This window comes from Neorhizobium sp. P12A, from assembly GCF_008365395.1.
Lineage (GTDB): Bacteria > Pseudomonadota > Alphaproteobacteria > Rhizobiales > Rhizobiaceae > Rhizobium.
On the sequence record NZ_QOVX01000006.1, the window covers coordinates 217,956 to 231,734 of the forward strand.

At 60.3% G+C, this 13,779-nt stretch carries 8 protein-coding genes and 2 pseudogenes; 4 read left to right on the top strand and 6 right to left on the bottom strand.

Annotated features, from left to right (window positions below):
- Nucleotides 1-11: 11 nt before the first annotated feature.
- The 3 genes and pseudogenes from DTW90_RS19220 to recA all read right to left on the bottom strand — a co-directional run bounded on the left by DTW90_RS19220 (nucleotide 12) and on the right by recA (nucleotide 4,928).
- Nucleotides 12-862: pseudogene (locus DTW90_RS19220) on the bottom strand (AraC family transcriptional regulator).
- Nucleotides 863-1,010: 148 nt separating this feature from the next.
- Nucleotides 1,011-3,671: an alanine--tRNA ligase gene (gene alaS / locus DTW90_RS19225; protein ID WP_149340239.1), complete on the bottom strand. Its 2,661-nt coding sequence runs from the start codon at nucleotides 3,669-3,671 to the stop codon at nucleotides 1,011-1,013.
- Between the two features lie 168 nt (nucleotides 3,672-3,839).
- Nucleotides 3,840-4,928, bottom strand: coding sequence for a recombinase RecA (recA, locus tag DTW90_RS19230; RefSeq protein ID WP_149340241.1), 1,089 nt, complete (start codon nucleotides 4,926-4,928; stop codon nucleotides 3,840-3,842).
- A 252-nt stretch (nucleotides 4,929-5,180) separates the two neighbouring features.
- On the opposite strand from recA, the gene DTW90_RS19235 reads away from it, so the two are divergent.
- Together DTW90_RS19235 and DTW90_RS19240 are read left to right on the top strand one after the other, a co-directional pair.
- Nucleotides 5,181-6,125, top strand: coding sequence for a carbohydrate kinase family protein (locus DTW90_RS19235; protein WP_149340243.1), 945 nt, complete (start codon nucleotides 5,181-5,183; stop codon nucleotides 6,123-6,125).
- 48 nt (nucleotides 6,126-6,173) lie between these two features.
- Entirely contained in the window at nucleotides 6,174-7,100 is a 927-nt protein-coding gene (locus DTW90_RS19240) for a pseudouridine-5'-phosphate glycosidase (protein WP_132524177.1), read from the top strand.
- Between the two features lie 187 nt (nucleotides 7,101-7,287).
- On the opposite strand, the pseudogene DTW90_RS19245 reads toward DTW90_RS19240, so the two are convergent.
- Together DTW90_RS19245 and DTW90_RS19250 are read right to left on the bottom strand one after the other, a co-directional pair.
- Nucleotides 7,288-8,094 (bottom strand): annotated as a pseudogene (locus DTW90_RS19245) (D-alanyl-D-alanine carboxypeptidase family protein); the annotation flags it as partial.
- A gap of 274 nt (nucleotides 8,095-8,368) precedes the next feature.
- Nucleotides 8,369-10,981 carry a PAS domain-containing sensor histidine kinase gene (locus tag DTW90_RS19250; protein ID WP_132524175.1) on the bottom strand — a complete coding sequence of 871 codons (2,613 nt, stop codon included), beginning with the start codon at nucleotides 10,979-10,981 and terminating at the stop codon, nucleotides 8,369-8,371.
- A gap of 342 nt (nucleotides 10,982-11,323) precedes the next feature.
- Here DTW90_RS19250 and DTW90_RS19255 point away from each other — a divergent pair, with 342 nt between their 5' ends.
- Complete coding sequence (locus tag DTW90_RS19255; protein WP_149340247.1) at nucleotides 11,324-12,409, top strand: flagellar biosynthetic protein FliO; 1,086 nt, start codon at nucleotides 11,324-11,326, stop codon at nucleotides 12,407-12,409.
- 123 nt (nucleotides 12,410-12,532) lie between these two features.
- Here DTW90_RS19255 and dksA read toward each other — a convergent pair whose 3' ends face one another.
- Nucleotides 12,533-12,952 (bottom strand): RNA polymerase-binding protein DksA, encoded by a 420-nt coding sequence (dksA, locus tag DTW90_RS19260; RefSeq protein ID WP_132524173.1) that lies wholly within the window; start codon nucleotides 12,950-12,952, stop codon nucleotides 12,533-12,535.
- 278 nt (nucleotides 12,953-13,230) lie between these two features.
- Here dksA and DTW90_RS19265 point away from each other — a divergent pair, with 278 nt between their 5' ends.
- Entirely contained in the window at nucleotides 13,231-13,740 is a 510-nt protein-coding gene (locus tag DTW90_RS19265) for a histidine phosphatase family protein (RefSeq protein ID WP_149340249.1), read from the top strand.
- Nucleotides 13,741-13,779 lie beyond the last annotated feature (39 nt).

Consider the following 13,779-nt stretch of genomic DNA (forward strand, 5'->3'; position numbering starts at 1 on the left):
CCGCCCAGCCCTCAATGCAGCGGCATATAGATCTCGGTCAGAAGCTCCGTTGGCGGGACATCGCGCGGATTGTTGAGGTATTCCTCGAACATCACGCTGTCCCGCAGCTGGCGGCCGGAACTCGGCAGCCACTCGGCATAGAGCCATTGATAGGCCTTGTGCATATCGGCATAGGGTCCCTTGTGCCGCAGGACGGCATATTCGCCGCCATTGATCTCCCGCCGCTCCAGCGGCGATGACACGGAGAGCTCGCTACCGGCCTGGACGCAGGCATAGACCGCAGCTTTTCAACGGGCGTGATGTCGGGATCGTCGAGATAGACGCCTATCATCCGCATCTCTGGCTTTGCGATGCCGCGGGCATAGAGCGTGCCGAACAGCGTTTCGAAGGCCTTGCCGATCTGCATATACGATCCCTCATGGGCGACGCCGACAAGATGGGTGGACGGAATGGTGCGAAGCGTGACGTCGAACATGGCTGAAACCTCTCCTTTGGGTCCTGGTTCGAAGACTATATGACTTCCCTCTTTCCGGTAGCGCGCCGGCGGCATGCCGTAGGCGGCCTTGAAGATGCGGTTGAAAGACTGGAGATTGGGATAGCCCGACCGCCTTGCAATCTCGCCGACATTAAGACCTGTCCGGACGATTTCGCCGGCCGCACGATGCAGCCGCAGACGCTTGACCGTCGCGGTCAGCGTCTCGCCATAGATCGCCCGATAGATCCTGTGCCAGTGATAGCTCGACATGCAGGCGATTTCGGCAAGTTTCTCCATGTCGAGCTCCTCGTCGAGATGCTCGTGGATATAGGCCGAAACCCGCCTCAGACGCGCTTCATAGATGCCCCATGCCTTTTCGCCGTTCATGTCAAACCCCATGCAATTCGATCGGCCCGAAGAAAGCATAGTCCGATTTGACAAATCCTGCTGACTTCCGCCCGAACATATCGCGGCAAACAAAAGCGGCGGAGGCCGTGAAGCCTCCGCCGCTTGAAACCGCAGAAATAAGAACCAATCAGCCCGCGAGCGCGCTCGCCACGGCTTCGATCGCCTCGTCGGCCTTGGAGCCATCGGGGCCGCCGGCCTGTGCCATGTCCGGCCGGCCGCCGCCGCCCTTGCCGCCAAGGGCGGCAGAAGCGACGCGGACAAGCTCGACGGCGCTGAAGCGCTCGACGAGATCAGCAGTGACCGCGACGACGGCGCTCGCCTTGCCGTCTTCCGAAACACCGATCAGCGCGACAACGCCCGAACCGATGCTGGCCTTACCATCATCGGCCAGACCCTTGAGATCCTTGGGGTCGACGCCCTGAAGCGCCTTGCCGAGAAACTTGACGCTGCCGATCTCGCGAACGGCGTCCGCCGTTCCCGCCTGACCGCCGCCCATCGCCAGCTTGCGCTTGGCATCGGCAAGTTCGCGTTCCAGCTTGCGGCGCTCGTCCATCAGCGATTCGACGCGCGCCAGAACATCGCCCGGCTGAACCTTCAGCGTGGATGCCAGCAACTTCACGCGCTCGTCCTGCTCGGCGAGATACTCGCGCGCTGCCTCGCCGGTGACCGCTTCGACGCGGCGAACGCCGGCGCCGACGGCGCTTTCCGAGAGGATGCGGACAAGACCGATCTGGCCGGTTGCCGAAACATGCGTTCCGCCGCAAAGCTCGATCGAATAGGGCTTGCCGGCCTTGGCGCCGTGAATGCCCGTGCCCATCGCGACCACGCGCACTTCGTCGCCATACTTTTCGCCGAAAAGCGCCATCGCGCCTTCGGCAATGGCATCATCGACGCTCATCAGACGCGTCGTGACCGGCGCGTTCTGCAGGACGATCTCGTTGGCCATTTCTTCGACAGCCTTCAGCTCTTCCGCCGACATCGGCTTCGGATGCGAGACGTCGAAACGCAGGCGCTCAGGGGCAACCAGCGAGCCCTTCTGGGCCACATGGGTGCCGAGCACTTCGCGCAGGGCCTCGTGTAACAGGTGGGTCGCGGAATGGTTGGCGCGCAGCCTGCCGCGGCGGGCATGATCGACCTTCAGCGCAACGGGATCGCCAACCTTCAGTGAACCCTCGCCGACCGTGCCGACATGGACGAAGAGCCCCTCGCCCTTCTTCTGCGTATCGGTCACATTGAGCTCGCCGCTGTCGCCGTAGATCGTGCCGGTATCGCCCATCTGGCCACCGGATTCGGCATAGAACGGCGTCTGGTTGATGACGACTTGCACGGCATCGCCGGCCGAGACGCTGTCGACGGAAACGCCATCCTTGACGATTGCCTGGATCACGCCTTCAGCCACCTCGGTGTCATAGCCCAGGAATTCGGACGCGCCGTGCTTTTCCTTGAGCTCGAACCAGATCGTCTCGGCAGCCTTGTCGCCGGAACCGGCCCAATGCGACCGGGCCTCGGCCTTCTGGCGCTCCATGGCATCGGTAAAGCCGCTGATATCGACGCCGATGCCGCGCTCGCGCAGCGCATCCTGCGTCAGATCGAGCGGGAAACCGTAGGTGTCGTAGAGCTTGAATGCCGTCTCGCCATCGAGCATATCGCCCTTGCCGAGCGTCGTCGTTGCATCCGAGAGCAGCGACAGGCCGCGCTCCAGCGTCTTGTGGAAACGGTTCTCTTCGAGCTTCAGCGTCTCGGAAATCAGCGATTCCGCCCGCACCAGTTCGGGATAAGCCCTGCCCATCTCCTGCACCAGCGTCGGCAGCAGCCTGTACATCAATGGATCGCGCGCGCCGAGCAGCTGCGCATGGCGCATGGCGCGGCGCATGATGCGGCGAAGCACGTAGCCACGGCCTTCGTTCGACGGCAGCACGCCATCGGCGATGAGGAATGCGGACGAACGCAGATGATCGGCGATGACGCGGTGGCTGGCGCGGTGCTCGCCGACCGCCATGACCCCGGTTGCTTCCTCGGAAGCTTCGATCAGCGCGCGGAAGAGGTCGATGTCATAATTGTCGTGCTTGCCCTGCAGGACGGCAGCGACGCGCTCGAGACCCATGCCGGTGTCGATCGACGGACGCGGCAGGTCGACGCGCTGTTCCTTCGTCACTTGCTCGTACTGCATGAAGACGAGGTTCCAGATCTCGATGAAGCGGTCGCCATCCTCTTCCGGCGAGCCGGGAGGGCCGCCCCAAATCTGGTCGCCGTGATCGTAAAAGATTTCCGAGCACGGGCCGCAGGGGCCGGTATCGCCCATGGCCCAGAAATTATCGCTGGTCGCGATGCGGATGATGCGGTCATCGGAGAGACCGGCAATCTTCTTCCAAAGGTTAAAGGCGTCGTCATCCGTATGGTAGACGGTCACCAGCAGGCGCTTGGCATCGAGGCCGAATTCCTTGGTGATCAGGTTCCAGGCAAGCTCGATCGCCCGCTCCTTGAAATAGTCGCCGAACGAGAAATTGCCAAGCATTTCGAAGAATGTGTGATGGCGCGCGGTATAGCCGACATTGTCGAGGTCGTTATGCTTGCCGCCGGCGCGCACGCATTTCTGCGCAGTCGATGCCGTCTTGTAGGGACGCTGTTCCAGACCGGTGAAGACGTTCTTGAACTGCACCATGCCGGCATTGGTAAACATCAGGGTCGGATCGTTGCGCGGCACAAGCGGGCTCGACGGAACGATCTCGTGTCCGTTCGTCTTGAAGTAGTCGAGGAAGGTCGACCGGATTTCATTCACACCGCTCATAGTGGGCCCTTCATTGCTGCCAAAGGCAGGTAAGCTTCAAATCTATCGGCTTTTATCGTCCGCTCTTGGCCCTGTCCAGCCGCACAAACAAAACCGGCTGCACATCTTAAGGACGTGCAACCGGTTTTGAATGAAAGAAACAGACTTCAGGAGATCGTCTACTGGAGATTACATGTCGCCGGCACCATCACCATCATCGGCATCCGGTCCGCCGTTCTGGAGGAAACGGTCGGCGATCAGCCCGGCATTCTGGCGCAGCGACGTCTCGATCTCACGAGCGAGGTCCGGATTGTCCCGCAGGAAAAGCTTCGCATTCTCGCGGCCCTGCCCAAGGCGCTGACTGTTATACGAGAACCAGGCGCCCGATTTCTCGACGATGCCGGCCTTGACGCCAAGATCGACAAGTTCGCCAGTCTTCGACACGCCTTCGCCGTACATGATGTCGAATTCGACCTGCTTGAACGGAGGCGCCATCTTGTTCTTGACGACCTTGACGCGGGTCTGGTTGCCGATGACCTCGTCGCGCTCCTTGACGGCGCCGATGCGCCGGATGTCGAGGCGAACGGAAGCATAGAACTTCAGCGCGTTGCCGCCCGTCGTCGTTTCCGGCGAACCGAACATCACGCCAATCTTCATGCGGATCTGGTTGATGAAAATCACCATTGTCTTTGACTTGGAGATCGAGGCGGTGAGCTTGCGCAGCGCCTGGCTCATCAGACGAGCCTGGAGACCAGGCAAACTATCGCCCATCTCGCCTTCGATTTCCGCACGCGGCGTCAATGCTGCAACGGAATCGACGACCAGAACGTCGACTGCACCGGAGCGCACCAGTGTATCGGTAATTTCAAGCGCCTGCTCGCCGGTGTCAGGCTGAGAAATCAGCAGGTTCTGCAGATCGACGCCGAGCTTGCGGGCATAGACCGGATCGAGCGCATGTTCGGCATCGACGAAGGCGCAGATGCCGCCTTTCTTCTGCGCTTCGGCGATCGTCTGCAGCGCAAGCGTCGTCTTGCCCGAGCTTTCCGGACCGTAGATCTCGACGATACGTCCCTTGGGCAGTCCGCCGATGCCCAGGGCGATATCGAGGCTCAGCGAACCCGTGGAAACAGTTTCGATTTCGACCACGTTCTCGTTCGATCCGAGCTTCATGATCGAGCCCTTGCCGAACGACCGCTCTATCTGGGAGAGTGCCGCTTCAAGTGCCTTGCTTTTATCCACCGATTTGTCCTCTACGAGCCGCAAACTATTCTGTGACATCCGATCCACCTTTAGGTTATTGAAGCCGCCTAGGCAATGTAGCCGCCGATGCGAAGTTTGTACCTGATTTGTTCCAGATGCGCAAGGCCGCACCAAGCAGTTGAAAGAAAAAGATAAAATGAGACGTGTTCTATATTTGTTTTCTGCTTTTGACGCAAGGACTTACCCCGCTTCCGCATCATCGGAAGGCGCCACATTTTGCGCACGTCGGGCGCGCATGATTCGCCGCTTCGGTTCCTTGGAGAGCGCCGCATGACCAAAAAGATTCTTGTGCTCGGCGGCGCCCATATCGATCGGCGCGGACGCATATTCGGCGACACTGCGCCGGGCGCCAGCAACCCCGGCTCATGGTTCGAGGAGCCGGGTGGCGGTGGCTTCAATGCCGCGCGCAATCTGGCGCGTCTCGGCTTTGACGTTCGCCTGATCTCACCGCGCGGCGGCGATGCGGTCGGAGAGATGGTCGCCGAGGCAGCACGGCAGGCCGGAGTCGACGATCGCCCCTTCATCTTTCTCGATCGCAAGACACCGAGCTACACGGCGATCATAGAAAACGATGGCAATCTGGTCATCGCGCTTGCCGACATGGAGCTCTACAAGCTCTTTGGACCACGTCGGCTGACGATTCGCGCGGTGCGGGATGCCTTCGATGAGGCGGACCTTGTTCTTTGCGATGCCAATCTTCCATCGGAAACATTGACTGCCATTGCCCGGAAGGCAGCCTCCTGCGGCAAGCCGCTTGCTGCCATCGCCATATCGCCGGCAAAGGTGGTCCGGCTGCTGCCTTGCCTCGGCGACATCGATCATCTCTTCCTGAACGAGGCGGAGGCGGCTGCGCTGACGGAGAGCCGGCCGGAGGATCCGCTGCAGTGGGTCGAGAGCCTCAGGGCCATCGGCCTCAAGGGCGGGGTCATAACGCGCGGCCAGCGCGAGGCAATCGCGTTCACCGCCGACGAGATCATCAGCCTGCAGCCGCCGACCGTGGAGAATGTGGCAGACGTGACAGGCGCCGGGGATTCGTTTGCGGCAGGCATCCTGTCCGGCCTGCTGAACGGCCTCGACCTTTCACAGGCGGTCCGTCACGGCGCAGCAGCAGCGGCGATAACCGTGCAGTCGCCGCTGGCAACAGCAGAAAATCTATCGCCGGAACTCTTAAATGCGATGCTTTCTCTTGTTCCGCAGTCGAAAATGTTGTCATGAAACCCTTTTAAACGTTCATCCCAACTTTCGAAGTAAGTGGATACGCCCATGACCAAGCCCATCTCCCCATTGCTGCCGATCGCCTATTCCAAGGAAGTCGCCGCCGCCAAGCATCGCGGCGCCCCGATCGTCGCGCTGGAATCCACCATCATCACGCATGGCATGCCCTACCCCGGCAATATCGAAATGGCGCGCAGCGTCGAGGCGATCATCCGCGAGGAAGGTGCCGTTCCCGCAACCATCGCCGTCATCCATGGCACCCTTCACATCGGCCTGGAGCCGAACGAGTTGGAGGCGCTTGCCCAGACCACGGGTGCAATGAAAGTATCGCGCGCCGATCTCGCCTTTGCGATTGCCGAGCGCCGCACCGGCGCCACTACTGTTGCCGCAACGATGATTGCGGCCGCCCGCGCCGGCGTTCATGTCTTCGCAACAGGCGGCATCGGCGGCGTCCATCGCGGCGCCGAGGACAGCTTCGACATTTCTGCCGACCTCGAAGAACTGGCCCGCACGCCCGTTATCGTCGTCTGCGCCGGCGCCAAGGCGATCCTCGATATTCCAAAGACGCTGGAAGTGCTTGAAACCCGCGGCGTACCCGTCGTTACCTTCGGCAGCACAGAATTTCCCGCCTTCTGGTCGCGCGTCTCCGGCCTGAAGAGCCCGCTGTCGCTGAACAGCCCGGCCGCGATCGCCAATTTCCAGAAGACCCGCGAACAGCTGGGCATCGACGGCGGCATGCTGATTGCCAATCCGGTGCCGGAAGCCGACGAAATCCCGCGCGAAGAAATGGAAATCTACATCGAACGCGCGCTCGACAGCGCCGAACGCGACGAGATCACCGGCAAGGCCGTCACTCCTTACCTGCTCAGCACGATTTTCGATATTACCGAGGGCCGCAGCCTGAAGACCAATATCGCACTCGTCGAGAACAACGCCCGGCTTGCAGCCGAGATCGCTGTCGCGCTGGCCGATTAAAGCCGGTCACTGGCTTAGACACATATTCACAACTCAGAAAGCGCCGGGCAATCTCGGCGCTTTTTCTATTGGTGCCTGCTCGTCGTTCTGGAGCTGATCAGGGATTTCCGACAAGCGATGCCGGCACGACGGCCCGCTTGGCATCATCGGGGACGCTGGCCACGAATTTGCCCGCCGGACCACCGCCGCTCGCCACAGAGAGATAGCGGTCCATCAAGCTCGCCATCTGCCTGTCGCGGCTGCCCGCACTCTTGCCGCCGAGGACCACGCCGATCAGGCGCTTTCCGCCGGTGCTGACGGAACTGGCGATATTGTATCCTGATGCGTTGATGAAGCCCGTCTTTATGCCGTCCATGCCGCCATACCGATACATGAGGTGGTTGTGGCCGGCGATAAGCTTGCCGCGGAATTCAAACGACCGCATCGAGAAGAGCTTATATTCCTGCGGAAAGCGGCGGATCAAAGCCGAGGCCAGGATGGCCATGTCCCGGGCTGTCGTCACCTGCATCGGGTCGGAAAGGCCCGACGCGTTGCGAAAAACGGTGTGCGTCATACCGAGAGAACGCGCCCTCGCAGTCATGACATTGGCGAAGTTCGCTTCCGATCCCGCAAGATAATCGCCCATCGCTGCGGCGGCATCATTGGCGGATTTGACGATCATCCCGTCGACCGCCTCTCCAACGGTAAACGTCTGACCAACCGGAAGGCCGAGTTTCCCGGGTATCTTGCTCGCCGCATTCCTGGTCATGACGATCTGCTGATCCCATTGCAGACGACCGGAATGCAATGCCTCGAATGTCAGGTAGAGAGTCATCATCTTTGCGAGCGATGCCGGATGGTTGGAAACATCCGCATTTTCAGACGCAAGAACCTTACCGGTGTTCGCATCTACGACGATGTAGGCCTGTCCCGCCGTCGCCAGTCCCGCAGCCATGGATAGCAGAAACGAGGCAACAGCAGCCACGACCACGGCACGGAAGAAGGAGAATTTCATATCTACACCCTGGCAATGGAGCGCTTCGAATGAACTTATTTCGTCAAATTCCGCAATTTCCGTCGTGTTTATAACTACTTCTCCCGCAGTGGAGCAATCGAAATCTCTGAAGGGACCAAGCTTCGGCATGTGGGCATTCCGCCCGCCGTTCACCATAGCGGACGCAAGACCGCGGTTCGTGACTCCGCAATTTCTTGCGAAGCAATCCGCGCAATCCCTTGCGAGGGCTCACAATTTCACTGATGAGCGTCTTTGATCGCCCGCCGAGATTGCCTTAGCTATCCAGCGTTTCCCGCACGACGACCGCGAGTTGTTTCAGCGAGAACGGCTTTGGCAGGAAGCCGAACTTCGCATCGGGCGGCAGGTTGCGGGCAAACGCATCCTCGGCATAGCCGGACACGAAGATGAACTTCAGATCGGGATAGGTTTTACGCAGCTCGCGCAGAAGCGAAGGACCGTCCATTTCAGGCATTACGACGTCGGAGACGACCACATCGACCTTGCCGTCCAGTTCCTCCATGATATCGAGCGCTTCGACGCCTGAGCCCGCTTCGTGGACCGTGTAGCCGCGCGTTTCGAGCATGCGCTTGCCGCCCCGGCGCACTGCCTCCTCGTCCTCGACAAGAAGAACGACTGCCGACTTGCCGGTGAGGTCGGTGGGCTCGGCGGCGGGCAGCGCTGCAACACTGAGATCGATTGCCGAAACATCGCGGCTTGGCTCCGCACTGCCTTCCGCCGCCGGTATCACCTCAACGATGTGCCGCGGCAGGAAGACACGGAACGTCGTTCCCTTGCCCACCTCGGATTCCGGATGAATATAGCCGCCCGATTGCTTGACGATGCCGTAGACCATGGCGAGGCCGAGGCCGGTGCCCTTCCCCACTTCCTTCGTGGTGAAGAACGGCTCGAAAATCTTGTCCATGATCTCGGGCGCAATGCCGGTGCCGGTATCGCTCACCTCGACGAGAACCATGTCCTCATGTGGCAGGTAGGCGTAGTTGAAGCCCGGCACTTCAGCGGCAGGCAGGTTGCGCGTCCGCAGCGTCAGCTTGCCGCCCTCGGGCATGGCATCGCGCGCGTTAACGCAGAGATTGATCAACACCTGCTCGAACTGCGAGAGATCGGTTTTGACCGGCCAGAGATCGCGGCCATATTCGACGTCGAGCTTGACATGCGTGCCGGACAGCAGGCGATCGACCAGCATGCGCAGGTCGCCGATCACATCGGTGAGATTGAGAACGGTCGGGCGCATCGTCTGCTTGCGGGAGAAGGCAAGCAGCTGCCGCACCAGTACTGCGGCACGATTGGCGTTGCGCTTGATCTCCATGAGATCGGCAAAACTTGCATCCGAGGGACGCGCCTGCAGCAACAGATGGTCGGAGGAAAGCAGGATGGCGGTGAGCACGTTGTTGAAGTCGTGCGCGATGCCGCCGGCGAGCGTGCCGACGGCGTTCAGCTTCTGCGTCTGCGCCATCTGCGTTTCGAGCGCCTTCTGCTCGGTCACTTCGACCGCATAGACGATCGCAGCCTCCTCGGGCACCTCGTCGCTCTGGTCGATGACGGCGTTGACGTAGAAACGGAAATGCCGCGTTTCGTCCTTGGGGTTGCGCGAGTCGATCGGCGGAATGTCGCCCTGTCGATCCTTGGCTGCGGCAAGCGCCTGCACCAGCAGCGCCCGGTCTGTTTCGTTGACGATGGTCTCGAGCGCAGCACCACGCTCTATGTCATCGCGCGATACGACTTCCGAGAACATCTTCAGGAACGGCGCATTGGTGCGCAGGATCCGGCCTTCACCATTGACCGAGGCAATCGCCATCGGCGTATTGTTGAAGAAGCGGGTGAAGCGCATCGCGGCAACCGAGGCCGATTGGTCGGCGTCATCGTCCTTCTGCCGACCGAGAACAATCGTCCGGCTCTCGCCCGGCGCACCGTCGCGCATGGATGTGACGCTGTGAACGATCTTGACAGGCAGGCTTTGGCCATTCGATTTGCGCAGGTCCAGATCGAGCGTGACAGTCTTCTTCAATCCGGGCTCTGCCTGCACCGACTGGATCAGCGCAAGCCCCTCGCCCGCAACGAGGTCGCCAATCGTGATCGAGCCGGGAATGAATTTGGTCAGGTCCAGGCCAAGCCACTCGGCAAGCGTCGCATTGAGATAAAAAATCTCGCCCTTGCGGCCGGCCGAGAAGAAGCCCGCCGGTGCGTGATCGAGGTAGTCGATCGCGTTCTGCAATTCCTTGAAGAAGCGTTCCTGGTCGTCGCGCTCCGAAGTGATGTCGGTGATCTGCCAGATCTGCAGCGCCTTGCCGCCACTTTGATCGGCCGGCAGCACGCGCGCCTTCAGCCGATACCAGTGCGCACCGGAGCCACTGCCGCCGACTGGGCCGAGCGGCCGCAGAAGCCGGAATTCTTCGCTGCCTTCCTTGCCTTCGCGCAGGCCGTTCGTCAGCCGGTAGAGGGCTTCATTGGATTCGCGATTGCGCGAAAGCAGCGCTTCCAACGACTGCACGTCGGTCGCCTTCTGCGCCCCCGTTAGCTGACCATAGGCGGCATTGGCATAGACGATCCGGCCCTTCTCGTCGGTGATCAGCGTTCCATCAGGGTGGCTGTTGAGAAAGGAGCGCGCCAATCCGTCCGACTGGGTCTGCGGCATGACCTCCACGAAACCGATGATCGAGGACACCAGAAAGAATATGCCCACCATGGCAAGGATGCCGAGAGCACCGAGCACCATCTGATTGTCGAGGGAGTTCTTGAAGAATACGAAACCGGCCGCCGCGGCGATCAGCACGAACGCTAGAAGGATAATGCGCAGCACGGTGCCTGAGCGACCTCCATGATCTACCAGCGGCACGCTATATCCGTCGGACTGACGCAGCTTGGTCATAAATCCCTCGTTTCATCCGCTTCGATAGTCCGCCATGGCCTTGACGGACTTTCAGAATCGGACCTTTCGAATCTTCTTTAGCAATTTGCGGCATCCGCAAAAAGCGCCGGTCCGGGAGAAAGGCTTGAATTCACAGGGAACAGCGCCAGCTTGCATCTCATAAGCGCCCGAATGCACCGTTAAAGACGAAGCTTGAGGCGATTACCGGGGGAAGACAACAAACCGTTGCCTCTGCTATGCACCTCTTCATGCGATTTACTGTTATGATCGGTCGGGCGTAAGTAAGCTCGGAAACGAAATGCCTGTAAAGCAAGAGTAACAAGTGTAAACGGAGTAACCGAAATGTTGGACGACGTCGCCGTATCCTATGGCAGCCACTTTTTCGTTGCAGCAGGCGGAGTGGCTCTGGCCCTTCTATGCCTTTTTCTCGTTCTCTGGTTCATCCGTAACCGCGCGCCCTCGCCTTTCGTGCGCGGCGGCAAGAACCGGCAGCCGAGATTGCAGGTACTGGATGCGGCAGCTGTCGATGCGCGCCGCCGGCTGGTTCTGGTGCGCCGCGACGGCATCGAGCATCTGATCATGATCGGCGGTCCGACCGATATCGTCATCGAATCAGGCATTGATCCGGCAAGACCCGCGGCGACTGCGACTGCTGCCGTGGCGGCGGCACCTTCTGCCTCCTTCGACGCATTGACGACGAGCCAGCCACTGTCCTTCGCTCGGCCGGAATCGACGCAGGAGCCGCCGCGTATCGTTGCAAGCCAACAGCCTAGCGCGCCGCAGCCCCGTCAGGAGGAGCCTGAACCGGCCGACGACCTCTATACGCCTGCCGTCGTGCGCCTTGACCCGCCCCAGCGTCCGGAGCCAGCCGTCGATCTCGATTCACGGCGTAAACCACCGCAGCCCGTTGAAAGACCTCGCCCGGTCGCATCGCCTTTGGAAGTCGCGCCGCCTCAGGAATATGTTCCGGAGCCGGTCGTCGCCGAGCGGGCCGAGGAGATAGAAGCCGCCGACGCGCTTGATGCCGTCCGCCATCGTGTCCTGCCGCCGCAGCCGGAGCGTCAGCCGCGGGTGTCGACACCTGCGGCCCAGAGCATGCCCGTCGTGGATCACGGGGCGCCCGTAACGCCCAAGGACAGCAATATTCGCCCGATCCCGGCCGTCGCATCCGCCGACCCGGCAGTCGACATCCAACCGCCGGTGCGGGAACCGAGCCTGGATTTCCAGAGCGTTCTCGAAGAAGAAATGTCGCAGAACCTGACCGCCGAGCGCATCGTTTCGAACGCGCCGACGCAAAATCAACGTCCGCAGCCAGTTCAAAGCCCGAGGCGAGATCCGGAACTTCCGCCGATCACAGGCGCCGACTCCGCGCTGCAGAAGGAAGTTGCCCGCATTTTTGGCGAGATGAGCGTCAATCGCGACAGGTAAGATCGCCGAAATATCGGCTGCGGGACAATAATGGCCGCAGGCGAAAATCCTGCTCAGAATATGAAAAAACAAAAGGCGCGGCTGATGAAGCCGCGCCTTTTGTTTCAAGTATCCTGGGACACCCTATTCGTCGCGATAGACCTTCTCGCGACGCTCATGACGTTCCTGGGCTTCGATCGACAGCGTTGCAATCGGACGAGCATCAAGGCGCTTAAGGCCGATCGGCTCGCCTGTTTCCTCGCAATAGCCATAGGTGCCGTCTTCGATCCTCTGCAGCGCAGAGTCGATTTTGGAAATCAGCTTGCGTTGACGATCACGGGCTCGAAGTTCGATGGCACGGTCGGTTTCGGAGGATGCCCGGTCAGCCAGATCGGGATGGTTTGCGCTTTCCTCAGCCAGATGGTCCAGTGTTTCGCGCGCTTCTCTTAGAATATCATTCCGCCAGGCAACCAGCTTGGTACGGAAGTATGCCTTCTGGTTTGCATTCATGAACTCCTCTTCTTCAGAGGGTACATAATTGCTAAGATCGATCTTCTCACTCAACGCGATTCTCCTGAAGAACATCTCATCTGGCGGGTGTATATCCCAACCGCCACCAATGATTCAAGCCAAATAGAGGTGGTAAACAGATTTTTAAATCTGTCATAAAATTCGGCTAAGGGACTAATTTTTCACCATATATTCGCGATCGACGAAATTGGCTGGAGATGCGGCCCTCGCTCGAATCCGGCCTTACGCGACAGCAGGCCCCGCATGCTCCCGTTGACGATGTCAACCCATGACGCTAGTTCAAGAGAGAGCTGTGTTTCGGAATTCGTCCCATGACCAGTATTTCGCCTCCACCGTTTCGCATTTATCTTCTGCGCCATGCCAAGGCCTTGTCGGCCCGACCCGGCGAGCGGGATTTCGATCGCGCCCTCAGCGACAGAGGCTATGGGGATGCGGAGATCATGGCCGACAAGGCTGCGGATAAGGGATATGTACCCGATCTCGTCATCTCCTCGACCGCGCTTCGTTGTCGGCAGACGGCAGAGGCCATCCGACGGGTGGCTGGCCCGGATGTAGAGTTCCGATTTGTCGATGAACTCTACAACGCGTCGGCGGACGGCTATCTCAACATCATCGCCTCCCAGGCGACCGACAATTCCGTCATGCTCGTGGGCCACAACCCCGTCATCGGCCAGACGCTGGCAAGCCTGATCGGCCAGAGTGCCGCGACGGCGGCATTGCCCAGCGGTTTTCCGACCGCCGGTCTGGCGGTGATCGATGCTGAGCGTAACGTGCCCGCAGCGAAAGCGAGCTGGACACTAACCGATTTCATAAGCGATTGAGCCGGATCGCGTTTCGGCGACTTCTTTTCACAGATGGTA

Bases quoted from the DNA above. Each gene is read 5' to 3' on its own strand.
- DTW90_RS19250 (WP_132524175.1), bottom strand. From the start codon at position 10,981: ATGACCAAGCTGCGTCAGTCCGACGGATATAGCGTGCCGCTGGTAGAT.
- recA (WP_149340241.1), bottom strand. From the start codon at position 4,928: ATGTCACAGAATAGTTTGCGGCTCGTAGAGGACAAATCGGTGGATAAA.
- DTW90_RS19265 (WP_149340249.1), top strand. From the start codon at position 13,231: ATGACCAGTATTTCGCCTCCACCGTTTCGCATTTATCTTCTGCGCCAT.
- DTW90_RS19255 (WP_149340247.1), top strand. From the start codon at position 11,324: ATGTTGGACGACGTCGCCGTATCCTATGGCAGCCACTTTTTCGTTGCA.
- alaS (WP_149340239.1), bottom strand. From the start codon at position 3,671: ATGAGCGGTGTGAATGAAATCCGGTCGACCTTCCTCGACTACTTCAAG.
- DTW90_RS19240 (WP_132524177.1), top strand. From the start codon at position 6,174: ATGACCAAGCCCATCTCCCCATTGCTGCCGATCGCCTATTCCAAGGAA.
- DTW90_RS19235 (WP_149340243.1), top strand. From the start codon at position 5,181: ATGACCAAAAAGATTCTTGTGCTCGGCGGCGCCCATATCGATCGGCGC.